This is a genomic window from Metabacillus litoralis (genome assembly GCF_007994985.1).
Classification (GTDB): Bacteria; Bacillota; Bacilli; order Bacillales; family Bacillaceae; genus Metabacillus; species Metabacillus litoralis.
This window is the reverse complement of record NZ_VOQF01000003.1, coordinates 431,849-457,018: the sequence shown is the minus strand read 5'-3', so window position 1 is coordinate 457,018 and position 25,170 is coordinate 431,849. Positions and strand designations below refer to the sequence as shown.

Annotated in this window: 20 protein-coding genes; 14 read left to right on the top strand and 6 right to left on the bottom strand. The window is 32.9% G+C overall.

Going from position 1 to position 25,170, the window contains the following annotated elements:
* The first annotated feature begins 73 nt into the window (after window positions 1-73).
* The 11 genes from FS935_RS07180 (at window position 74) to FS935_RS07130 (ending at window position 13,997) form a co-directional block, all read left to right on the top strand.
* Complete coding sequence (locus FS935_RS07180) at window positions 74-1,828, top strand: ABC transporter ATP-binding protein (RefSeq protein WP_146946977.1); 1,755 nt, start codon at window positions 74-76, stop codon at window positions 1,826-1,828.
* 8 nt (window positions 1,829-1,836) lie between these two features.
* Entirely contained in the window at window positions 1,837-3,657 is a 1,821-nt protein-coding gene (locus tag FS935_RS07175) for an ABC transporter ATP-binding protein (RefSeq protein ID WP_146946975.1), read from the top strand.
* Window positions 3,658-4,025: 368 nt separating this feature from the next.
* Window positions 4,026-4,718 carry a YknW family membrane protein gene (gene yknW, locus FS935_RS07170; RefSeq protein WP_146946973.1) on the top strand — a complete coding sequence of 231 codons (693 nt, stop codon included), beginning with the start codon at window positions 4,026-4,028 and terminating at the stop codon, window positions 4,716-4,718.
* Window positions 4,718-5,836, top strand: a complete 1,119-nt coding sequence (locus FS935_RS07165) for an efflux RND transporter periplasmic adaptor subunit (protein ID WP_146946971.1) — start codon at window positions 4,718-4,720, stop codon at window positions 5,834-5,836. Before yknW ends, FS935_RS07165 begins: the two co-directional genes overlap by 1 nt.
* Complete coding sequence (locus tag FS935_RS07160) at window positions 5,833-6,519, top strand: ABC transporter ATP-binding protein (RefSeq protein WP_146946968.1); 687 nt, start codon at window positions 5,833-5,835, stop codon at window positions 6,517-6,519. The genes FS935_RS07165 and FS935_RS07160 overlap by 4 nt, the downstream gene beginning before the upstream one ends.
* Window positions 6,516-7,709, top strand: coding sequence for an ABC transporter permease (locus FS935_RS07155; protein WP_146946966.1), 1,194 nt, complete (start codon window positions 6,516-6,518; stop codon window positions 7,707-7,709). The genes FS935_RS07160 and FS935_RS07155 overlap by 4 nt, the downstream gene beginning before the upstream one ends.
* A gap of 613 nt (window positions 7,710-8,322) precedes the next feature.
* Window positions 8,323-9,246 (top strand): 1-phosphofructokinase, encoded by a 924-nt coding sequence (pfkB, locus tag FS935_RS07150; RefSeq protein ID WP_146946964.1) that lies wholly within the window; start codon window positions 8,323-8,325, stop codon window positions 9,244-9,246.
* The gene (locus FS935_RS07145; protein WP_146946962.1) at window positions 9,243-11,105 is read left to right on the top strand and encodes a PTS fructose transporter subunit IIABC; all 1,863 of its coding nucleotides are present in this window, start codon (window positions 9,243-9,245) and stop codon (window positions 11,103-11,105) included. The genes pfkB and FS935_RS07145 overlap by 4 nt, the downstream gene beginning before the upstream one ends.
* A 461-nt stretch (window positions 11,106-11,566) precedes the next feature.
* Window positions 11,567-11,992 carry an organic hydroperoxide resistance protein gene (locus FS935_RS07140; RefSeq protein WP_146946960.1) on the top strand — a complete coding sequence of 142 codons (426 nt, stop codon included), beginning with the start codon at window positions 11,567-11,569 and terminating at the stop codon, window positions 11,990-11,992.
* Window positions 11,993-12,348: 356 nt separating this feature from the next.
* Entirely contained in the window at window positions 12,349-12,909 is a 561-nt protein-coding gene (gene lepB, locus FS935_RS07135; protein ID WP_146946958.1) for a signal peptidase I, read from the top strand.
* 149 nt (window positions 12,910-13,058) lie between these two features.
* Window positions 13,059-13,997, top strand: a complete 939-nt coding sequence (locus FS935_RS07130) for a DUF4349 domain-containing protein (RefSeq protein ID WP_146946956.1) — start codon at window positions 13,059-13,061, stop codon at window positions 13,995-13,997.
* 17 nt (window positions 13,998-14,014) lie between these two features.
* On the opposite strand, the gene FS935_RS07125 is transcribed toward FS935_RS07130, so the two are convergent.
* Both FS935_RS07125 and FS935_RS07120 read right to left on the bottom strand, forming a co-directional pair.
* Window positions 14,015-14,275, bottom strand: a complete 261-nt coding sequence (locus FS935_RS07125; protein WP_146946955.1) for a hypothetical protein — start codon at window positions 14,273-14,275, stop codon at window positions 14,015-14,017.
* Window positions 14,276-14,480: 205 nt separating this feature from the next.
* Window positions 14,481-15,923, bottom strand: coding sequence for a carbon starvation CstA family protein (locus FS935_RS07120; RefSeq protein WP_146946953.1), 1,443 nt, complete (start codon window positions 15,921-15,923; stop codon window positions 14,481-14,483).
* 354 nt (window positions 15,924-16,277) lie between these two features.
* On the opposite strand from FS935_RS07120, the gene FS935_RS07115 reads away from it, so the two are divergent.
* Window positions 16,278-17,171 (top strand): CPBP family intramembrane glutamic endopeptidase, encoded by an 894-nt coding sequence (locus FS935_RS07115; RefSeq protein ID WP_146946951.1) that lies wholly within the window; start codon window positions 16,278-16,280, stop codon window positions 17,169-17,171.
* A gap of 145 nt (window positions 17,172-17,316) precedes the next feature.
* Here FS935_RS07115 and FS935_RS07110 read toward each other — a convergent pair whose 3' ends face one another.
* Window positions 17,317-17,745 (bottom strand): hypothetical protein, encoded by a 429-nt coding sequence (locus FS935_RS07110; RefSeq protein WP_146946949.1) that lies wholly within the window; start codon window positions 17,743-17,745, stop codon window positions 17,317-17,319.
* A 190-nt stretch (window positions 17,746-17,935) separates the two neighbouring features.
* Here FS935_RS07110 and FS935_RS07105 point away from each other — a divergent pair, with 190 nt between their 5' ends.
* The gene (locus tag FS935_RS07105) at window positions 17,936-19,555 is read left to right on the top strand and encodes an ABC-F family ATP-binding cassette domain-containing protein (RefSeq protein WP_146946947.1); all 1,620 of its coding nucleotides are present in this window, start codon (window positions 17,936-17,938) and stop codon (window positions 19,553-19,555) included.
* 352 nt (window positions 19,556-19,907) lie between these two features.
* Here the strand turns inward: FS935_RS07105 and FS935_RS07100 are convergent, their stop codons facing one another.
* Both FS935_RS07100 and FS935_RS07095 read right to left on the bottom strand, forming a co-directional pair.
* Window positions 19,908-20,645, bottom strand: coding sequence for a LytR/AlgR family response regulator transcription factor (locus tag FS935_RS07100; RefSeq protein ID WP_146946945.1), 738 nt, complete (start codon window positions 20,643-20,645; stop codon window positions 19,908-19,910).
* A complete protein-coding gene (locus FS935_RS07095; protein WP_146946943.1) occupies window positions 20,642-22,381 on the bottom strand; it encodes a sensor histidine kinase in 1,740 nt (579 codons plus the stop codon). Before FS935_RS07095 ends, FS935_RS07100 begins: the two co-directional genes overlap by 4 nt.
* A gap of 316 nt (window positions 22,382-22,697) precedes the next feature.
* Here FS935_RS07095 and FS935_RS07090 point away from each other — a divergent pair, with 316 nt between their 5' ends.
* Window positions 22,698-23,621: a ketopantoate reductase family protein gene (locus FS935_RS07090; protein ID WP_146946941.1), complete on the top strand. Its 924-nt coding sequence runs from the start codon at window positions 22,698-22,700 to the stop codon at window positions 23,619-23,621.
* 466 nt (window positions 23,622-24,087) lie between these two features.
* On the opposite strand, the gene FS935_RS07085 is transcribed toward FS935_RS07090, so the two are convergent.
* Complete coding sequence (locus tag FS935_RS07085) at window positions 24,088-25,008, bottom strand: CobW family GTP-binding protein (RefSeq protein ID WP_146946939.1); 921 nt, start codon at window positions 25,006-25,008, stop codon at window positions 24,088-24,090.
* Window positions 25,009-25,170 lie beyond the last annotated feature (162 nt).

Below are 25,170 nucleotides of genomic sequence, written 5' to 3'. Positions count from 1 at the left end.
TATATAGATACTGTTATATTTATAGATAATATGATTCTTAGAATAATTGGTTAATAACCTTGGAGGAGAAGATATGGATACTTTTAAGAAGTTAAAAAGCTTTTACTGGCCATACAAAAAATATTTTTTATGGTCATTGTTTTTCGTATTATTTATCACGGCTATTACAGTAATTTATCCAATCGTCTTGCAACTTACGATTGATGAAATTGTCTTGAAGAAACAATATGAATATATTCCTTGGATTGTTTTTGGTTTTCTAACCTTAATGGGAATCAAAGCGGTATCTGCATTTTTTCATCAATATTTAGGAGATATGTTCGGAATTCAGTCAGTATACAAACTTCGAAATGCTTTGTATGAAAAGTTACAACGATTACCATTTATGTATTATGATAATGCGAAAACTGGAGATTTAATGTCTAGATTAACAGCTGATGTTGAAGGATTTCGCTTCTTTTTATCCTTTGGCTTTTCTGAGCTTGTTCGCTTTCTACTATTAGTATGTGGAACACTCACAGTTATGTTTATCTATTCAGTACCACTTACATTTGTTACTATTGCAGCATTACCATTTTTAGCTGTTGCAGTATATCACTTTGACAAAAGAGTACATCCTGCATTTCGTAATATTCGTGAGTCATTTGGAAAACTAAATACAAATGTACAAGAAAATATAAGTGGAATTCAGACAGTAAAGGCTCTTTCGAGAGAAGACTTTGAGATTTCTAAGTTCAATCAAGCGAATGGCAGTTATAAAGAGAAGTCACTAATCACTTCAGGAATATGGGCGAAATTCTTCCCACTTATGGAGTTGATTGGTAATATTTGTGTTGTTGCTTTACTTGCATATGGAAGTGTCCTTGTAATCAGAGGAAGCTTGCAACCTGGAGAACTTGTTGCTTTCTTTAGTTTAGTTTGGTATTTAATGATGCCTATCATGCATTTAGGTTTTGTTATTAATTTATTTTCACAATCAAAGGCATCTGGTGAAAGATTACTTGAGATCCTTGAAGCGGATGAGAGCATTCGTGATCAAGAAAATACAGTTGAGATTAAAAACATAGAAGGACATGTAGCATTTGATAAGGTTAGCTTACGTTATCAAGAGGAAGATGCATTGGCACTTAGTGATATTTCGTTTCAAGTGGGTGCTGGAAAAACAATTGGTTTAATTGGAGCTACAGGTTCCGGGAAAACAAGTCTAACCCAATTGATGACTCGATTTTACAAACCTTCAAGCGGGCAAATATTCATAGATGGAAGAGATATTAAGGATTATCCATTAAAAACGCTTCGTTCAAATGTTGGTGTCGTTTTACAAGAGTCTTTTTTATTTTCTTCAACAATTAAAGATAATATTTCCTATGGACGCCCTGATTCTACAATGGAGACAATCATTGAGGCAGCAAAGAGAGCACAAGCACATGACTTCATCATGGAATTGCCTAATGGGTATGACACAATGCTTGGTGAGCGTGGTCTTGGGTTATCTGGTGGTCAAAAGCAAAGAATTGCAATTGCAAGAGCTATCTGTATGAATCCGAGCATTCTTATCTTAGACGATTCTACAAGTGCTGTTGATATGACCACAGAATTTAATATTCAAAAAGCATTGAAGGAAGTAATGAGAGGAAGAACAACGTTTATTATTGCTCATCGTATTTCTTCTTTAAAGCATGCAGATGAAATATTAGTTCTTGAAAACGGTTCAATTGTAGAAAGAGGAACACATGATGAATTAGTTATGAGAGAAGGATATTACAAACGAATATTTGATATTCAATATAAAGATCAAAAGGCTGTTTTACAGTCAACAGTAGGGTAGGTGAAAGCATGGAACTTAAAGGAAAGAAAACTAGAATCATGGAAAGATTTCATTATTCAACTGAAACAGTCATTGATAAACCGTTTAACTGGAAGCAAATGTGGAGACTTTTTAGTTACTTAAAACCTTATTCAAAAACATTACTTCCTTCAGCATTTATAGCCGTACTCATCTCTGCTTTAGTCAGATTAGTTGCACCTATATTGATTGGGAAATATACGCTTGATTATGCGATCGCAAATAAAGATATGAATCTATTAACAATATTAGTGGTTACAATTGCTGGTTTATACATACTATCGTATATTGCTAACACCTTTCGTATAAGATGGATGAATATGCTTGGTCAAAATGTAATATATGATATACGAAGACATTTGTTTACACATGTTCAATCATTATCACATCGTTTTTTTGATCAGCGTTCAGCTGGTTCAATTTTAGTAAGAATTATGAATGATATTAATTCACTTCAAGAGCTTTTTACAAGTGGTGTTATTAATCTCTTAATGGATTTTATTTTGTTAATTGGTGTCGTTGCTTTATTGTTTACATTAAGTCCTGAATTAACATTAGCCATTATGGTTATTGTTCCAATCATGTTCTTTATCTCAACTAGTTTAAGAAAAAAAATCCGTCGTTCTTGGCAAACTGTTAGACTTAAGCAATCAAAGTTAAATTCTCATTTAAATGAATCGATTCAAGGAATTAGGGTTACTCAATCTTTTACACAAGAAAAGGAAAATATTGAATTTTTTGATGGAGTTAATACTGAAAACTTTCAATCATGGCAAAATGCGACAAAACGCAATGCAATGTTTACTCCTATGGTGGAATTGACAAATGCCATTGGAACAGCAATCTTAATTGCCTATGGTGCAACATTAATAGCTAATGATTCGATATCTATTGGAACTTTTGTTTCTTTTGCTTTTTATTTAGGAATGTTTTGGGAGCCAATTTCTCGTTTGGGTCAGGTGTATAATCAGCTATTAATGGGGATGGCATCTTCAGAACGGATTTTTGAATTTATTGATGAAAAACCGATAGTAGCTGAATTACAAAACCCTACACGACTTGCTAATATGAAGGGGAAAATAGAGTTTGAACATGTTGAATTTGCTTATGACTCTTCTAGGAAAGCACTTAATGATATTTCATTAACAATTGAAGCTGGGCAAACTGTTGCTTTAGTTGGTCATACTGGATCAGGTAAAACAACGATTGCCAATCTTATCAGTCGATTTTATGATGCGACGGGTGGAAATGTGAAAATTGATTCTGTTAACATTAAAGATCTTTCACTCGAAGAATTGCGATCAAAAATTAGTGTTGTTTTACAAGACACATTTATTTTCTCTGGAACTATTATTGATAATATAAGATTTGGTCGTCCGACAGCAACTGACGAAGAAGTGATCGAAGCGGCAAAAGCAGTCGGAGCAAATGATTTCATTCAAAACTTATCTAATGGTTACTTTACAGAAGTAGAAGAAAGAGGAAATGTCTTATCTGTTGGAGAACGCCAACTAATATCTTTCGCAAGAGCATTGCTTGCAGATCCAACAATTATTATTCTAGATGAAGCAACTGCAAGTATTGATACTGAAACAGAAGTGAAAATTCAGCATGCATTAAAAACACTCTTAAACGGAAGAACAGCGATTATGATCGCTCATAGACTTTCAACTATACGTGAAGCAGATAATATTATTGTCTTAGATCATGGGTCTATTATGGAGCAAGGAAATCATGACATGTTGATGGAGAGAAAAGGAATTTATTACGGGCTAGTTAAAGCGCAGTTTAATATGTTAGAAGTAGGTTGAAGAAATTGTTAGGGAGGTAGTAATAAAAACTCCATATGAATTTGATATAACTTGAAAAGATCTATTTAAAGAAGACATTAGCTAATATCTTAATTCACTACCTTCATGGAATGTGCTTACTTACTCTAGTCATATCAATTATATACAGATAATAAAACAAAATATTAGTTATAGAAAAGAAGGACTGCAGCTTTTTAGTTCTTCTTTTTCTATGTCTAGAGGTCTTTGTAGCTTTGTATGAGAGCAAAATAATTTTTAATTTCTAATATGGGAAAAAATTTAAAATAATTATCTTCCTAATATTTGAAACTATTTATAGCATTCTCCGTATTAGTAATTGATTACAATTTTCGGAGGGTGATTTTATTATGCAAAGTGAAACAAACATGGAGCGAGAAGAGATTCAAACTAAAAAACCATCAGTATTTGGTATGGTTTTTAGTCCAGTGGAACAGTTTGAAAGAATGAAAGAAAAACCTGTAATTTGGCTACCTTTAATTGCTTTATCAATTATTTCAATGATCGTAACAATATTGGTTACGCTAAATCTTGAGGTTGATTATGGATCTATGTCAGGTATTGAAATGACGCCTGATGAAATAGCAGTGATGGAAACTATTAACTTAGTAACAGCCATTTTAGGTGGATTATTGGGTACTCCTATTAGCTATGTAATCTTTGCTTTAATTTTATACGGTATATCAAGAATAGCAAAATCTAAAGTTGGTTTTAAGCAAATGTTCTCACTTGTTATTTTTGTAAGCTTTATAAGTGTAATAGGTCAAGTGATTAATCAGTCAATTATCATAGCTATTGGTGGGGATCCTGTTGTTTACTTGACGAGTTTAAATAGCTTTATTGAAGCAAAAGGTGCTTTAGGTGGAATATTGAGTGGGATTGAAGTGTTTAGTATTTGGTATTATATCTTATTAGGAATAGGTTTAGTCAAGGTTGCTAATTTATCAAAGGCAGCAGCATATACAATCACCATTATCTTCTATTTAATTATGCTAATTATTGCTGCAATTAGTGGTGTATTTCAAGGGATGTCACCATTCTAATGAAGAGAAAAAATTGGATTATTATAAGTGTTATTACATTAATTATTATATTAGTAGGGACGAACGTTATTAGAACGTTATCAAAGGAAAACCCTGAGGTTAAAACAGTTACTGTGGGTGAACGTGAAATAACGGGAAGCATTATGATACCAGGTACACTATCATTAAAAGAAGAGAAATTTATTTACTTAGATCCTGAAAAAGGCAAAATAGCTGAGATTCTTGTGAAAGAAGGAGACAAAGTTGAAAAAGGCTCAGCATTATTACGCTATGATAATGAACAATTGCAATTAGAAAAGAAACAGAATGCATTGTCACTTGAATCTTCTTATTTAAGGATTAATCAAATTAAAAATCAGTTAAATGATCTTGAAGAAAAAGAAGAAGACTTGGAAAAACAAATTGGTGAAAAAGAAGCTGAAAAACAGATTGAAAGTGAACGAAATCAATTAAATATTGATTTGAAAATGGCAGACATTGAAGCAAGACAAATACTTCTTCAAAAAGAAACAATTGAGAAGAAACTTGGAGAGTTAGAAGTAAAAAGTGAATCTTCTGGATCTGTTATAACAATTAATTCAGATGCGCTAACAACACAATCGCAAAATCCTATCATACATGTTGGTAAAATAAATGAGTTTGTTGTAAAAGGGACGATTTCAGAATACGATTCTTTGAAAATTAAAGAAAAGCAATCTGTCACTCTTAAATCAGATGTGATACCTGATAAAACATGGAAGGGTGCTGTGGAATCTGTTAGCCTTTTACCAGAGCAAGCGAATTCTGTTATGGGAAATGAAGATCAAGCTGTTCAATATCCCATAGAAGTTAACTTACAAGATAAAAAAATAGAAGCAAAACCCGGATTTAAGCTTATTATGGAAATTGAAACAGAAAAAAGAAAAGCTCTGGCGATTCAGTTAGAAGCTGTTAAACAAGATGGTGAGATTCAATTTGTCTATATTGTTGAAGATGGTAAAGCGGTTCACAAAGAAGTAGAGATGGGTACAGCTAGTGGTGATTTTATCGAAGTTAAAAAGGGACTTAATAAGGGCGATAGCGTTATTGTTAATCCTTCGAAAAACCTGGAAAATAACATGGAAGTGACAGTTGAATGATAGAACTTACTTCTATTACAAAAAGCTATAAAGTAGGAAATGATACTTTAGATGTGTTAAGAGGAATTGATCTAACGATATTGAATGGAGAATTTGTAGCAATTATGGGTCCCTCAGGTTCAGGTAAGTCTACATTAATGAATGTGATTGGGTGTTTAGATAATCCAACATCAGGTAACTACTTTCTTGATAATGAAGATATTTCAATATATGAAGATGAAAAACTTGCTAAGGTAAGAAATTTATCGATTGGCTTTGTTTTCCAACAATTTCAATTATTGCCGAGATTAACAGCACTGAAGAATGTGGAGTTACCGATGGTTTATGCAGGCTTAAAGAAGAAGGACAGAGAAGTACGGGCGAGACACGCACTTAATAAGGTAGGGTTAGCAGATCGCATAAATCACTTACCAAATGAATTGTCAGGTGGGCAGAAACAGCGTGTCGCTATAGCCCGTTCCATTGTAAACGATCCGAAAATTATTTTAGCTGATGAACCAACAGGTGCACTAGATAGTAAAACAAGTGTTTCAATAATGGAGCATTTTACCCAACTTAATAAAGAGGGAACAACAGTTATCCTTGTTACTCATGAAAAAGAAGTTGCTGAATATGCAAAACGTATCATTACAGTAAGAGATGGAATCATTCTCTCCGATGAAAAACGGGGGGAAGCATTATGAGTTTACTAGAAAATATTAAAATGGCATTAACCTCTGTGCTTGCTCATAAATTGCGCTCAATCTTAACAATGCTTGGTATTATAATCGGTGTAGCATCTGTTATTTTAGTTGTTGCCATTGGTCAAGGTGGAGAGCAATTATTAAAAACGTCAATAACTGGTCCAAGTAACACGATCGAAGTTTATTATGAGCCGAGTGAAGAGGAATTAATGTCAAATCCGAATGCATATATGAATGCAGCGTTTACACAGGAAGACGTGACTTCCTTAAGGAATATTCCTGAAGTTGGAAAAGTTGTCGCCTCATCTTCTGAATTCTATAAATCTCGTTATCGTGAAGAATCAGTAGATACAAGTGTGTTGGGTGTTAATCAGGATTATATAGAAGTCAATGAATTAAATATTCAATCAGGTCGAAATCTATTTGAAACAGATTTCATCGGAGGTACTCGTGTTGGTGTGATTAGCGAAAGTTTAAAATCAGAGATGTTTATTAATGTAAACCCCATTGGTGAGGTTATTTGGGTTAATGGTCAACCAATTGAAATTGTTGGCGTGTTAGAAAAAACAACAGGATTATTTTCCTTTGGCGCAATGGAAGTTTATATTCCATGGAATACGTATCGTACATCTTTTGGTAAAAATGATTATAACCAAATTACATTACAAGCTAAAAACCCTGATTCCATGCAAGAAATTGGGGATAAAGCTACATCTATGTTAAATACGTCACATAATACAGAAGAATCATACAAAGTATTTAATATGGAAGAAATGGCAGAAGGAATTGGCCAAATCACGAGTATAATGACTCTTATTATTGGATCTATAGCAGGTATCTCACTTTTAGTTGGTGGAATTGGTGTGATGAATATTATGCTCGTTTCAGTAACTGAACGTACAAGAGAGATTGGTATTAGAAAAGCATTGGGTGCAACAAAGCGTCAGATTTTAATACAGTTTCTAATTGAATCTGTCACATTAACTTTAATTGGTGGAATTATAGGAATTTTACTTGGTGCTCTAGCAGCAAATGTTGTTTCTATTTTTGCAAAATGGCCGCCGCTTATTTCTTGGCAGGTTGTTTTAGGAGGTTTGCTTTTTTCAATGCTCATAGGAATTGTCTTTGGTTTGCTACCAGCTAACAAGGCTGCACGACTTAGTCCGATTGAATCACTACGATATGAATGATTATAATCCTCGTTGTGGAATACTACTTATTAAAGTAGTAATCTATAATGAGGATTTTTTATATACAATACATACTCATCGTGATAGAAATTGAATGAAAGTGATTGATTTTTATTTAGGAGGTTGTTACATCTTTCTATTGGAATAATATGTAATTTAGTGATTTCTCTTCGCCATAAGCTCCTGTTCGATTGAACAATCAATTGTTGTCCCTTAGTAATTTTTTTCAGTAAAAAACAAACAACAAATTAGTTTTTGAAGGTATTTTATAAATGAAAATATAATGGAATAAACTAAGCTGTAAAAGTAATAAGTAAAATTTTTGATAGTTTATGATAGAATTAAAGAGTATAAATAAAATATTATGATTGAATATGATAAAAAGTAATTGATTTTGATTGGATGTGATTATATAATAACAATATAAAGAAAATGAATTCGCTTACAAATATTAGGGAATCTTCAATTATTGTTTAAGACTAAGTGTCATAGGCTAATTTTTTAATTTTAAAAATTATTTGTTAAAATCCAAGTATTTGTAAAACTTATAAAAGATAAAGATGAATTATAAGCAGGTTCTTTAAAAAAATACAGTAATAAAGGTCGTGAAGACATGATATATACCGTAACTTTAAATCCGTCAGTAGATTATATTACTGAGGTTGCAAATTTTGAATTAGGAGCATTAAATCGTACAGCTTCAGATTCTAAGTTTCCGGGGGGAAAGGGAATTAATGTATCACGTGTAATGAAGCGGTTGGGTGTTGAATCAAGTGCACTAGGATTTATCGGAGGATTTACAGGTGATTATGTAAAGGATTTCTTAACAAAGGAAAACATTGATACTAGTTTTATTACTGTTAAAGGTGATACACGTATCAATATAAAGTTAAAAACAAATGTGGAAACAGAAATAAACGGACTTGGACCTAGTATAGCTAATTCAGAGGTAGAGGAATTTTTTAAAGCTTTTCAAAAGATGGAACAACAAGATATTGTCGTTTTGGCTGGAAGTATACCTGGAACACTACCATCGACTATTTACAATGAGATTATTTCGATTTGTAGAGATAAAGAAATAAAGGTCGTTGCAGATGTCTCTGGTGATGCTTTAAAAGAAATTATTTCTGAAAAGCCTTTCTTAATTAAACCAAACCACCATGAACTAGGAGAATTGTTTGAAACAGAGATTTCTTCAATTGATGAAGCCTTACATTATGGTAGACAACTCGTTAATCAAGGTGTTGAAAATGTGATTGTTTCATTAGCTGAAAAAGGAGCATTACTTATAACAGGAAATAGTAGTTATATTGCGAATGTTCCAAAAGGTAAAGTGTTGAATTCTGTTGGAGCAGGTGATTCTGTTGTTGGAGGATTTTTAAGTGCTATTTCTAAAAATCATTCAATAGAAGATGCATTTAGGATTGGTGTTGCTTCAGGTAGTGCAACAGCATTTTCCTTAGAGTTATGCAATAAGGAAAAAGTAGAGGAACTATTACCTCAAATTAAAATAGAGAAAGAGGGGGAAGTAAAATGAGAATAACAGAATTATTAACAAAAGACACAATGAAATTAAATATCCAATCAACAACAAAGGAAAATGTTGTAGGGGAATTAGTTAATGTATTAGATAAGGCTGGTAAGTTATCAAATAAAGCAGCTTATGAACGTGCAGTATTAGACCGAGAAAAACAGAGTACTACAGGAATTGGTGATGGTATTGCAATACCTCATGCTAAAACAAATGCAGTAAAAACACCAGCGATTGCTTTTGGTCGTTCTACAAAAGGTGTAGATTATGAAGCATTTGATGGTCAACCTAGCCATTTATTCTTTATGATAGCTGCAACTGAAGGTGCTAATAATACTCATTTAGAAGCATTATCAAAACTATCCACAATCTTAATGAAACAAGAAGTAAGAGAAAAGCTATTATCAGCTAAAACTGAAAATGATATTTTATCTATTATCGATGAATATGATGTTGAAGATAAAACAGAAGAGGTAACTGAATCTCGTTCTGGAAAAATTCTGGCAGTTACAGCATGTCCAACTGGTATTGCACATACGTATATGGCAGCAGATTCATTAAAAGAACATGCCAAAAATATGAATTTATCAATTAAGGTTGAAACAAATGGATCTGGTGGAGCAAAAAATGTTTTAACTTCAGCTGATATAAAAGACGCAACAGCAATTATTGTTGCTGCTGATAAGCAGGTGGAAATGGATCGCTTTAAAGGAAAACACGTGATCATTGTTCCTGTTGCAGATGGGATTAGAAAGCCAAAAGAATTATTAGAGCGTGCAGTCAAACAAGATGCTCCAATTTACCAGGGCAGTGGTGGAGAAAACAAGAAAGAAGAAAGTAGTAACCAAAGAACAGGTTTTTATAAACATCTGATGAATGGTGTTTCAAATATGCTACCTTTTGTTGTAGGTGGCGGGATATTAATCGCTTTATCATTTATGTTTGGTATACATGCTGGAAATCCTGATCATGAATCATACAACAGATTTGCTGAAGCTTTAAGTACGATTGGTGGAGGCAATGCATTTGGATTAATGATACCAGTATTAGCTGGATTCATTGCATTAAGTATTGCAGATCGACCGGGTCTAGCACCAGGTATGGTCGGTGGATTTATGGCAGCACAAGGTGGAGCAGGATTTTTAGGTGGGTTAATCGCAGGTTTCTTAGCAGGATATATTGTCGTATTATTGAAAAAGCTATTAGCAGGAATGCCTGCATCCTTAGAAGGAATTAAACCAGTATTACTTTACCCTGTTTTAAGTATTTTCGCTGTAGGTATGATCATGTTCTTTGTTGTAAATCAACCAGTAAGTGCACTGAATGTTGGTATTAGTAATTTCTTAGGTGATTTAGGAACTGGTAATTTAATTCTATTAGGTCTAATCCTAGGCGGTATGATGGCCGTTGACATGGGTGGTCCGATCAATAAAGCAGCATTTACATTTGGTATTGCAATGATTGATGCTGGTAACTTTGCTCCACATGCTGCTGTAATGGCAGGTGGAATGGTACCACCACTTGGGATTGCACTAGCTACAACAATGTTCCGTAATAAATTCACAAAACGTGAACGTGAAGCAGGTATTACTTGTTATGTGATGGGTGCATCATTTATTACAGAGGGTGCGATTCCATTCGCAGCAGCTGATCCGGCACGTGTTATTCCTTCAATTATAACTGGTTCTGCTGTAGCAGGAGCTTTAGCGATGTTCTTTGGAAATGGATTACGTGCTCCTCATGGTGGTGCATTCGTTATCCCGTTAGTAGAAGGAAATCCATTACTATATTTACTAGCTATTTTAGTAGGTGCGGTTATAACAGCAATCATGCTTGGTATATTAAAAAAGCCCGTTACTGAATGATGAAAGCAACAGCTGAAAGAGACGAAGTTACTTCGAATCTTTCAGCTTTTTTGTTTAAATTTCTTGAAAGAGGGTAAATTTTAATAGTGATACAAATTTAGAGATCTTTTCTTGGTTCTGTATGCTTATCGTAAAAATGATACTATTTATAAAGAGGCTATGTTAAAGGTTAATGTTGATTTTTAGCACATTGTTGATTGGAGTGAAAGGCATGAGACTCCTGCTTAGCGAAGCGTGTCAAAGGGAGACCCCACAGGAGCGCAGCTTACGAGGAGGCTCCCGGACCTAGGAAAAAAGGTACTTTTTTCCCGGGAAAGCGAATGCCTGTAACGGAAATCAACAACAAAGTTTAACAGAGCCTATAAAGAAAAGATTGCCATTTATTCTTCAGGTGCTAAATTTTATAGTATTTAGCGATAAGTAATCCATTTCTAATATAATACTGAAAGGAATGATTATGAATGTCAAATGTACTATTTACATCTACTGCAAAAGCTGTTGGGGGAAGAGAGGGAAGAGTAGAATCTTCTGACGGAAATATTAATGTGAAACTTGCAATGCCAGGATCACCAAGAGCGAAAGAAATACCTGAGGCAACAAACCCTGAACAGCTTTTTGCATCAGGTTACGCAGCGTGTTTTGATGGAGCTTTACAATTAATAGCTAAAAAAGAAAAGGTGAATTTTGATTCAGAGGTTACTGCGAATGTCAGTCTATTAAAAGATGAAGCAGATCAAGGATTTAAATTAGGGGTATCTTTGCAAATTAAAGGTACAGGAATTGAAAAATCTCAATTAGAAGAGCTTGTAAAAAAAGCACATGATTTTTGCCCATATTCAAAAGCAACAAAAGGAAATATTGATGTAACTCTTGAGGTTGTATCTTAAAATAAACTTTGCTACACATGAGGTTTAGAGGGTTTACATACAACGTTGCTTAATATAGTTTCATAATAAAATAAATGATCAGAAATTAAAGGCTAACATGTGGCCTTTAATTTCTGATCTCTTTTGTGTTGTCATTTTAGATTTTTAGAATAATAAACAACTTGTGAGAAAATACAAAAGCCTGAGGATAGTAATGTCACTTCTATAGTCTTAATTTACAATTCCATTATATCCAACTCAATGTTTTTCCAATTTATGAGTGATTGACCTAAAAAAATAAAGGGTTTTTTAATTTTTTAGCAAATAAATTGGTAATAAAGTATAATGGTTAAAGAGCTAATATAGGAGGATTTATTATGTCGCAAACCGAAACAGAATCATCGAAAACAAAGATATGGGAATGGACGAAAGCAATAGTACTGGCTGTAGGGTTGGCGATGATTATCCGCTTCTTTTTATTTGAACCATATTTGGTAGAAGGATCTTCAATGGACCCTACGTTAAAAGACGGAGATCGTCTATTTGTAAATAAAACATTAAAGTTTATCGGAGAAATTGAAAAAGGTGACATAGTCATAATTGATGGCAAAGAAGAAAAAATTCGCTATGTAAAAAGGATTATTGGGTTACCTGGTGATAAAATAACAGCTGAACAGGGTAAAGTTTATGTAAATGGACAGGAAATAACGGAGCCTTACTTAGAGGGTAATGAAACAGAAGCAGAGCAAATGGGTATGATGCTAACAAGTGATTTTGACGAGATCGAAGTCCCAGAGGGAAGTTATTTTGTGATGGGTGACAATCGTTTAAATAGTATGGATAGTAGAAATGGTTTAGGTTTAATTGAGAAAGAACGGATCCTTGGAAAGTCAGAATTTATCTTCTTTCCTTTTGATCATTTAAGTAAGACGGAATAAGACAGTACAAGTCCTAGCTGGATTTCACATTTAATAAAATTGTGAAATCCGGCTTTTTTTAGTTTTTATTTTTGTTATTGTTTTGTAACATTTCCTCGTAAAATACGACTAATGAGTTAAGATCAACTACTTTAAAAGGAAGTGTCGACATGAGGAAGGTACTGTACGTTATCTTACTATTTCTAGTTATTATTGGTATTACAGGGTGTAGTAGCAGCTCAACTGAAGAAAGTCAGATGGATAAATCTAGCAGCGGAAGTTTAGATAACTCATCTCAAGAAATGACAGAAGAAAAAATACAGGAAAATTCTGATGAGGTTTCTGAACAAGAACTTGTTAAAGAAGAAAACATGACATCTTCTAATCAATATGACAGATCTTATGAGAGAATGGTTATTTATACAGCTGACCTTTCTATTCGAGTTTCAAGCTATGAAGAAACACTAAATTTTATCCAAAAGCAACTAGAAATTCAAAATGGCTATATCGTTGAATCGAACTCATATACTGTAGAAGAAGGGAAATCAGTAGAAGGAACAATCACTGTTCGCATACCACAAGAAAAGTTTCGTGATTTTCTAAACTCAGTTGAGACAGGTAGTACTAAAGTAGTTAATAAGTCAATTTCAGGTCAAGATGTAACAGAGGAGTATGTTGATCTTGAATCAAGGTTGAAATCAAAAGAAGTTGTGGAAAAACGTCTACTAGATTTTATGGAGAAAGCAGAAAAAACAGAAGATTTATTAAAAATCTCAAATGATTTATCAACAGTTCAAGAAGAGATTGAGCAAATTAAAGGAAGAATGAATTTCTTGAAAAATAAGGTGAATTTAGCGACAGTAACGTTACATGTAATAGAAGACAAAGTGAATATACCGACTTTGGATAATAAAGAGTTAAACACTTGGGATAAAACAAAAAAACAGTTTATGGATAGCGTTAATTTTCTCTTAAATATAGTTTCTGCTTTTACGATATTCATTGTAGGTAGTCTGCCTGTATTACTTGTTTTAGGTGGTCTCCTTACGATTGCCTTAATTACGATTAAAAAACGAAAAAAAACAAAGGACACGAAACCACCCATGTAACATGATTAAAGCAGTGATTACGTTGCTAAAATTGTTAAAATAAACATTGTTATAAAAATAGTTCCTAATATAGAACTAACACTCAGTAAAATAGATGTTTTTTTATCTATGATTCCATATCGAGGTAAAATCCTTTTCGTTGATAATGTGATCACGATATAGATGAAAATAACACCAACTATGAAAGTAATTCCGTTCGATTGAAACCCTAGAAATGCAAAATAAATACCTGAGAAGAATATTAATAAACAATATTCGATTAATGTTTGTAATTTCATGCTGTACTCCTTTATAAGTAGATAGCTTATTTTATCATATCCTTCAATAGTTGTTGCAAGTGAATCGTTTTAATAAATGACTTAGTTATATCTTTGTTGTTGATTTCGATTACAAGATCCCTTCAACAGCGCCTAATCAGTAGAAAAGTCTGCACATTAACAGAAATTTAGTTAATGTGCAGACTTTTCTTTTTAAGATCTTCATTTAAGCAACATTAGTTAGATCATCATCAAGTTGGAAGGATTGTGATCTGGATTTAATTGCAGCTTTGTAAAATAATGCGATGATAACAACAGTTATAATACTTGCGCCAATATAAGAAATGTTTAGTGGTAATCCAAATCCTATTGCGGCGTTTAGAATATAAGTTGATGTTGCCATTGTCATAAAGATTCCTGGAATCATTGCAATCCAATAATTTTTCTTGGCGATAAATAAGTACATAGCACCAACCCATAATGCGATAACAGCTGTCGACTGATTGGCCCATGAAAAATATCTCCATAATAATGTGAAATCAATTTTAGTTAAAGCAAAGGAAATTACGAATAAAGGAATAGCAATCCATAATCGGCTAACAATTTTTGATTGAGAAATGTTTAAATAATCAGCAATAATCATTCGAGCACTTCTAAATGCAGTATCTCCAGAAGTGATAGGTAGTACAATGACTCCAAGAACCGCTAAAGTTCCTCCGATTGCTCCTAACATGGCAGTAGATGCTTCGCTTACAACTGCAGCTGGACCACCATTAGCTAATATATCAGCTAATCCATTGTATCCATCAAAAAGGCTCATAGCTGCCGCAGCCCAGATCATCGCGATAATACCTTCTGCAATCATCATTCCGTAGAAGATAAATCGTCCTTGTGACTCGTTTTCTGTTGTACGTGAAATGATCGGTGTTTGTGTAGCATGGAAACCAGATAGAGCTCCACAAGAAATCGTTAAAAATAATAGTGGGAAAATTGGTGCTTTATCAGGATGCATGTTTTCCAAAGTTAACTCAGGAATTGGTGCGCCTGTAATAACTAGTGATGCGGCTACTCCAACTGCACTTATTAAAAGTAATGCTCCAAAGAAAGGATATAATCTACCAATTACTTTATCAATTGGAAGTAGTGTTGCTAAAACATAGTAAATGAAGATTGCAGCTATAATCACTCCGAAAGATACCCATTCAGGAGTTATTCCTGCTAATAAATTTGCAGGTGCTGTAACGAACACGGTACCAACTAAAAGTAATAAAAGAATGGCAAATGCGTTTACAACATGTTTCATTGTTTTCCCAAGAAATTTACCAGCTAGTTCTGGTAAATGTGCACCACGGTTACGTATTGAAATCATACCAGTTAAATAATCATGAACAGCACCGGCAAAGATACAGCCAATCACAATCCAAATGAATGCAGCTGGACCATATAATGCACCCATAATTGGTCCGAATATCGGTCCGACACCTGCGATATTTAGTAATTGAATCAATGAATTACGTTTTTTACCCATTGGTAAGTAATCTACATTATCTCTTTTTGTAATAGCTGGTGTTTGTCTAGCTTCTTTCACACCAAAAACCTTTTCAACAAAACGACCATAAATAAAATAACCTACTATAAGAAGTACTATTCCGCCAATAAACGTATACATATAGGGAAACCTCCTAGTATTTTTATTGTTGAATACGTTTACATTTATGGTATCAAAATTATAAGTTTAATAGCTTGATTTTTGTTTAACATGTAAGAAAAGGAGTTTAACATGTAGTTAATGGTTATTTAAATGCATTTGTATGAAAAAGTAGAAGTGATGCATTTTACAGAAAAATTCAATTAAATATTTTCATAGTAGAGATAATCATATATGATGTTAATATCTGTAAAATGAATGGGTGTGTTCTATTTTTGTTTTAAAAGGAATATAACTAATTGTTTTAAGTTAGATAGTAGATGCTGATCACTACATCAGACAAGTTTATGTAAATCTATTAAAAGGAGAATTAAAATGGAACCAAATTTTGTTAAGATATTAAATGGGAAAAACACTCATTGGAGATACATTCTCTCCCTATTAGTTATTTTAGCTTTTATGTTTATCATTGGTTTGATATGTTACATCATAAGTATGCTGATTACTGGTCTTGTTAATCCAGATCTTATAAATTTAAATGAAATGGTGATAATAGATCCCTTGGTTGACTTTTATTTATATCATATTGTAAACATTACAACCGTTATTGGAATGTGGATAGCTGCTAGAATGATACTAAAAAGAAAATTAATATCCTTTATTACACCATATAATAGAGTGAACTGGTCTAAAATATTATATGGATTTTTAGTTTCTTTTTTATTGTTTGCACTATTTTCACTAGTAGATTATATTATCTCACCAAATGATTATATGTTGAATAATTTTGATGGCTCTCGTTTTGTATGGTTAGTACTTGCATCAATATTATTGGTTCCTATTCAAACAACATCTGAGGAGCTATTTTTTAGAGGTTTTTTGTTACAATGGGTAGGAAAAGTGACGAAAAATCCAGTGGTTCTTACATTAATAGTTGGAGGGATTTTTGGAAGCCTACATTTTGGAAACCCTGAAATGGAGCACGGAGCTATCTGGATAGCAATTGATTATTTGGCAATGGGATTTATCTGGACCTACATAACAATCAAAACGAATAGCTCTGAATATAGCATAGGTGCTCATGCAGCTAACAATATGTTTTTATGTATCTTCTTAACGATGGAAGATACTGTGGTAGGAGATATTCCATCATTATTTGTTTTGAAAAATGTGAATGCTATGTCATCTGCAATTACAACAGTTTTAATTGGTCTACTATTCATGTTTATCGTTCTTAGAAAATATAAAATAGAGAAAAGTAGATTTTAATCTTTTGTGTTATTTTTTATGTTAACTTTAGTAAATTATCCTGATTGTGAGACAATACAGGCGCTTGCGAATTTTGCAAGTTGATTGCCTGTAATGTAGGTCAAAAACCCTGTTTGTTAGACTAAGCCATAAAATACAATGATTTTTATGTAGAGTTACTTTTCATTTTGCGATCATTTAATATGTCTTTTATTATAGTCGAGTGAATTGCTGCCCAAGCTTTCTCACGAAAATGTAATATCACACTAGAAGTTAAAATGATCAAATATAAGGTAATGAAAATGATGAAAGGTAAACTTCCGTTTTGAAATAAAACTTCTTGTAGCTTTTTTGAAAACAGAAATAATAACCATGGACCAGCAGAAACAAAAACGGGAATCATTCCCATCCCATTTTTCTCCTTTAAAACACGATAATAGATTTTTTCTAGTGTTGAACTTTCTTGGTTGTTATAAAAAGATTTTATTTCTTCAATTTCTATTAATTCTTTTAAATCATCCAATGATTGGTTTTGATTTTGTGCTTTTTTAAACTTTATATATAACTTATGTGCATCTCCACGTGATGAAAACATGTTGCAACCTCCATTCCCTAAGATAAATCCTTAACAAATTTGCAAGGAATTATTCGTATGTTTTTTTTCACTCTAATAAAGAACGGTATAGAATCTTTAAGTGTATGTAAAGTTAACACCAATATACGTATAAAAATTGGACTTTAAGTGTTATAATTATTTAGATGTTTAAAGTATTGGAGGATATTTCATGATTCAAGTTACTAATGTTAGCTTACGATTTGGTGATCGCAAGCTTTTTGAGGATGTTAATATTAAATTTACTCCGGGCAACTGCTACGGATTAATTGGTGCAAATGGCGCGGGAAAATCCACGTTTTTAAAAATATTATCAGGTGAAATTGAAGCTCAAACAGGTGATGTTAGTATGGCACCTGGTGAAAGATTGGCTATTTTAAAACAAAATCACTTTGAATATGAAGAGTTTGAAGTTTTAAAAACAGTTATTATGGGACATAAGCGTCTTTATGAAGTTATGCAAGAAAAAGATGCAATCTACATGAAGGCTGATTTCACTGATGAAGATGGAATGAAAGCAGCAGAATTAGAAGGTGAATTTGCTGAATTAAATGGTTGGGAAGCAGAAAGTGAAGCTGCAATTCTTTTAAAAGGGTTAGGAATTAGTGAGGATCTTCATACAAAGAAAATGGCTGATCTAACAGGTGGAGATAAGGTTAAGATTCTTTTAGCTCAAGCTCTTTTCGGTAAACCTGATGTTTTACTTCTTGATGAGCCAACAAACCATCTTGATATTCAAGCAATTCAATGGTTAGAAGAATTCTTAATTAATTTTGAGAATACTGTAATCGTTGTTTCGCATGATCGTCACTTCTTAAACAAAGTATGTACACATATTGCTGACTTGGACTTCTCGAAAATCAAAGTCTATGTAGGTAACTATGATTTCTGGTACGAATCAAGTCAGTTAGTCGCAAAATTAGGTCAAGAAGCAAATAAGAAAAAAGAAGAAAAAATTAAAGAGTTACAAAACTTTATTGCTCGATTTAGTGCAAATGCATCTAAATCTAAGCAAGCAACATCTCGTAAAAAGTTGTTAGACAAAATTTCATTAGATGATATACAGCCTTCTTCTAGACGTTATCCTTATGTTAACTTTACCCCAGAGCGAGAAATAGGAAATGATGTTTTACGTGTAGAGGGTTTATCAAAAACGATCGATGGTGTTAAGGTTTTAGATAATGTAAGCTTTATGATGAATAAAGAAGATAAAATTGCGTTAGTTGGTCGCGATGAGATTGCTATCACAACGTTATTTAAAATTCTATCTGGTGAAATGGAACCTGATAGTGGAACTTACAAATGGGGTGTAACAACATCACAAGCTTATTTCCCTAAAGATAACAGTGAGTACTTCACTGGGAATGAACCTAATCTTGTGGATTGGCTACGTCAATACTCTCCAAATGATCAAAGTGAGAGCTTCCTTCGTGGATTTTTAGGGCGTATGCTTTTCTCGGGTGAAGAAGTTCTGAAAAAACCTAGTGTTTTATCTGGGGGAGAAAAAGTTCGTTGCATGCTTTCGAAAATGATGCTTAGCGGATCAAATGTCCTGTTATTAGATGAACCTACAAACCATTTAGACTTAGAATCAATTACAGCACTAAATAATGGCTTAACAGTATACAAAGGTGCGATGATCTTTACTTCTCATGACCATCAGTTTGTCGAAACTATTGCAAACCGTATTATAGAAGTAACATCAAATGGAATAGTAGATAAACAAATGTCATATGACGAGTTTTTAGCAGACAGTACTGTTCAGAAACAAGTCAAGGAACTATACGCTTAATAGGATATATATCCTTAACAAATGGTAACAAATAATTGCAAGAGATAGGCTAAATAACTTTTGTTATTTAGCCTATCTCTTTTTTCCTTCCTTTTATCATTAATCTAAGTCCACTATGCGGGTAGTTGTAAAAAGTTTGAAGAAATTTGATTGTAAATATGTTGAAACAATCGTTATGTAAGGCTCTTTTCTGAAAGATTGTTGCTAAATGATCTTATTATCTGTTAGCAACAGTGTTTTATCGCATAAAAAGTACGATTTCTAAGAAGAAAAGATGCCTCTAGACTATATACAGTAATGTTTCCTCCAATTTCCTAAAAGCAACAAAGTTTACGAAAACAGCCTTATGTAATTATATTTCTAGCTTTGTCCTCAAAGCCTTCACGTAGTTTCTACTAACTGAAAGCGTTTCTTTGTGACCATGTAACTCAAGCTGGTATGCACCATTAAACCATGGAACTAATTTTTTGACATCCCTAAGGTTTACAAGATAACTTTTGTGGATACGAAAAAAACGGTAATCCTTTAAACGAACTTCAAAATCTTTCAGTGGTGTTTTTGTTTCATATTCAAACACTTTACCTACTATTTTTGTCATACGATCATCTCGATAAGCAAAAATAATCTCATTCGGATCTATATAAACAATTCCATCTTCACTTTCAATCGCTAATTTTTTGGGTGAGGGTGTAGCATCCTTTTCATGGTTAGCTTTGGTCAAACGATCTTCTAGTCTTGTTATCGTTTCCTTTATTCTTTCCTCTTCAAAGGGCTTTAAAAGATAATCGATAGCACCATATCGAAATGCTTCAACAGCGAATTCAGGGTAAGCTGTTGCAAAGACAATTAGCGGAGGATCTTTTAGGCTGTTAATAGCTTTAGCCGTATCAATTCCATTCATCTGTGGCATTTCAACATCTAGAAATATAACATCTGGTTTTAGCTGAATTGCTTTTACAATTGCTGCTTCACCTGAATCTCCCTCACCAACAACATCGATCGAGTGATCATCTTCTATCAAATGCCGAAGCTCATCTCGGCTGTATCTTTCATCATCTATGATTAAGGCTGTAATTTGATGTTTTTTCATTTCATCTCAACCTCCTTTATTTTAAATGAGACTGATGTCCCTTTATTTAGCTTAGATTCCACTCTTAATCTACTGTTTTCACCGAGTAACAAAAGTAATCGTCTATTCACATTATACAAACCAAACCCTGTACCATTTTGACTATCAACAATGGATGTTATAATGGTTTGAAGCCTTTCCTCATCAATGCCTTTACCGTTATCTTTTACAACGATTTTCACGCTACTATTATCAATTTTCTTTATGGAGAGTTTAATCATACAATTATGTGCCAAATCTTTTATTCCATGTTTTATAGCGTTTTCGACTAAAGGCTGCAATGTTAGGGTTGGGATTTTTTTTGTCAAAGCTGATTGGTCAATATCATATAAAATCACTAAACGATCTACAAAACGAGCCTCTTCAATTGCTAAATAAGCTTGAACATGATCTAATTCTTCTTTAAGAGTCGTCCAATTTGTTGTTGTGCCTGTTAAGTTCTTTCTGAAATATTGTGATAAGTTAACAATCAGCTTTCTAGCTAGTTCAGGATTTGTGCGTATTAATGAGACAATTATATTTAATGAATTAAATAGAAAATGAGGACTAATTTGTGCCTGAAGTGCTTTTATTTCAGCTTCTTTTGCTAATTGTTTAGCTTGCTCAGCTTCAGAAATTTCCAATTGATTACTTAGTAGAGAGCTAAGTCCACGTATTAGCTCGATATCCAGGTTTGAAATGTCTTTTTCAAAATGAAAGTAAAATTTTAATGTTCCAATTGTTTCATCTCTTATTTTTAAAGGAGCAATAACAGCAGCACCTAGAGGACAACTATTCATTTTACATTGTATATCTTTTTGGTTTGCTATGGTTAACGTTCCCTTTTTTAATACTTGCTTTGTTAAGGATGTTTGAATTGACATGTTTTTTTTATGATGATCATCTGCTAAACCGATATGAGCAAGTATATTATCTTGGTTTGTGATGGAAATTGCGATAGCATCTACTTCTTTTAAGATAATTCGACATACAACTTCAGCCGTTTTTGGAGATAACCCATTTCTTAAATAAGTAAGTGTTTGTTCAGCTAGTCTTAGAGATTTTTGTGCTTGTGTGGCACCAACTTTTTCTTCCTCACTTACAACACTTTTTACGATTAGTAAGAAAATTGCAGAGCCAACTCCGTTAGCGATAATCATAGGAATGCCAATTGCTTGTACTAATTGAAGGGACTGAATAAAAGGTTTTGAAACGAGAAGTATGACAAGCATTTGAGTGGCTTCTGCAAAAGCTCCAACGAATAAAGCTGTAGATAAATGTATACGTGCTCGCTTTTTGTGAAAATATCCTGCTAAGACACCGGCTAAAATTGCAGATAATCCACAAGAAACAGCAGTAAAACCACCTAGAGAAAAGCGGTGAAGTCCAGAGATAATCCCTGCTCCAATTCCAACTTTGTATCCACCTAATAAACCAGCAATGATGATTCCAATTACCCGTGAATTTGCTATTGCTTCCTCACTAGAAAGTTCATATGCCCATCGATTAAATTGGAGAGAATTTGTATCAAATGTAACCCCGGAATATGTACCAATAATACCAAAAAGACCAAAGAAGGCAATCGCGTAATATTGATGTTTCCTACTTATCTCATTTCTTTGAATCATATGCCTGAAAAATGGTAATCTCGTAACTAGAAATGCAACTGTAACAATAATTCCAAGTCGCTCAAGCATTGTTAGTAGAAGTTCAAACATATAAATTTCTCCTTAATCTTTCAGTCAATTTAGAGAATAATAATTAACCAGCACCGTAATCTAAATAATAGCATTAAAGTAATGTTTTTCACATGACAAAATGTCAGCGCTTTCTTATACTTGAAGGAAACTATTAAACAATGATTGTTCATTTTGTAAGATTTTTTTAGAGTGGAGATACTAGTAGGTAATATAAAATAGAAACCACTTCTCCTAGAAAAGTAGATAGGTATGGCGATTAAGTATAAGTTATACAGTTTTTAAGTAGATCATATGCTAAAATTTGTTTAGTTATTATTAAAAAGGAGCTGAAAAAATGAAAGTTTTAGTTGTAGGAGCAGGAGCAGTAGGTGGTTATTTTGGCGGAAGGTTAGCTGAGTCAGGTGTAGATGTTACTTTTCTTGTTAGAGAGAAACGTCAACGACAGTTGAAAGAAAATGGACTAAAGATTAAAAGTGTTCATGGTGATTATTCATTTTTACCAAAAACAATAGTAAGTACTGATCTGAGTCAAGGAAAATATGATGTCATATTAATTGGTACAAAATCTTATCATTTCTTAAAAGCTATTGAAGATATTAAATCATTTGTTGGTCAGGAAACTGTAATCATTCCAATGTTAAATGGAATAAAGCATATAGATGTTCTAAAAAGTACTTTTCTAGAAAATCAAGTTATTGGTGGCTTATGTTTTGTTGAATCTACAGTTGATCAAGGTGGAGTCATTATTCAATCCAGTGTAACTCATGATTTTGTTTATGGTGAATTTTCTGGAAAAGAAACAGAAAGAATAAAAGAAATTAATGAGGCTTTTTCACAAACAAAAGCATCAATAAGAAAAAGTGATACAATTTTAAAAGATATGTGGCATAAATATATGTTTATTAGCGGACTTTCCGGTATCACTACTCTTTTTCGTTCTAGTATCGGTCCAATAAGAGAAGCAAAATATGGATTAGAGATGATTGGCAATTTATTTTTAGAAATTGGGTCAATTATGAGAGAAGTTGGAGCGCCTATTGATGATGATATTGAGAATTTACAACTACATAAAATAAACGAAATGTCATATGATATGAAATCGTCTATGCAAAGAGATATGGAAAAGAAAGAGTCCATTGAAGGAGAGCATTTACATGGCTATTTATTAACGTTAGCTAAAGAAAATAATATCAATACACCTTATTTAAAAATGGCTTATTCAAATCTTTGTACCTATAATAAACAGCACTTCAATTAAAAAGGCTTTTTTCTAAAGGTTGTTGTATTAGATCTCTTCTGTTGTAACGATTGTTTTTTCGCATAAAGGTTCGATTTGTAGAAGGGAAGAGGCCACTAGACTTTATACAGAATTGTTTACGTTAGAATTTTAACCATACAAAGTGTAAGAAAACAGCCTTTCTAAAACTGTCAACTGTGATATAGAGTTTGGTATACTGAACAGTATTTTTAAACTAAAATAAGAAGAGGCTGGGACATAACTAAAGAAGTCATACAAAAAGACGAATAAATACTAAATTCAGTTAAGCTGAAAGAAACAAGTTCGTTCCATTTCACTAAGTTCTTAAAAATAGAATCCAAAATCAAAAAATCTATTGAAGACGGCAAATAAAAACCCAAATTATTAAGCGAATGATAAACCCGAAATATCACCTAATAATTCGGGTTTATCATTATGTTAAATACTTAGGTTCCAGCCTCTTCATTTATTCAGATTTCTCTAACAGTATAAGTTTTTCTCTTAACATGTTGTGATCAAGGTCCTCACCAATAAATACCAGTGTCTTTTTCCTTTTTATCGGTTCTTTCATGTATATAGGCATACCATAGGAATATTGGAAAAGATAGCTATCAGAAGAATGGGTGAATCCGATATAACCTTTGATTCGGTAAATTGTATCTGGCATTTCTCTTAAAAACTGTTCAAATTCACTTAAATCAATCTGATGTGTAAATGTATGAACATAAGTACGCAAGTGGAGTTTTTCATGTACATGTGCTGTTTCATGCTGTTGTTTATCGATCATTTGTTTAGGTTGAATCATCGAAAGTGGAACTCTTGCAAACTCTGTCATAAGCAGCTTTCCATTTTTGTTCAATCCTTGTATTTCAGAAACAATTGCTGATTGTTCATCGTCAGAAATAGAGTCTATTTTATTTAATAGTACAACGTCTGCATGTTGTACTTGTTCTATTAAAAGCTTACGTAATTGAATGCTTAATTTTGAACGATCTTTCCACCTTTTAGTATCCACAATCGAGATGATAGCTTTTACATTTAGATTTTCTGCAAATAGGGGTGAAAGGCAAGCATCTAATACCTCTATTGGGTGTGCGACTCCAGTCGTTTCAATATATAGTGCATCAAGATCATATTCACGTAACATGTTTTCAAGCTGTACCTCAAGTTGACCTTGGATTGTACAGCAAACACAGCCGTTTAATAACTCTTTTAGCGGTGTTTCTTCTGATACAGCATTTGAGTCAATTGATACCTCGCCAAGCTCATTCATAATAACGGCAATCTTTCTTTTTTGTTGCTTTTCTTGGGATAAAATATTTTGAAGTAATGATGTTTTTCCTGCTCCTAAAAAACCTGATAATATATAAACTTCTACTTTCTTCATGTTAAATTCCTCTCATTGTGTGTTGATCAAACAAAAAGGATCTGACTATTAAAAGTCATGACCCTTTTTCATAACTTTGCTATATAAAGATTGGTTGGCATTAGTATCCTTAGTCTTATTTAAATTAAAGGAAGGAAAAGAAGAATATTTTAAAGTGTAAAC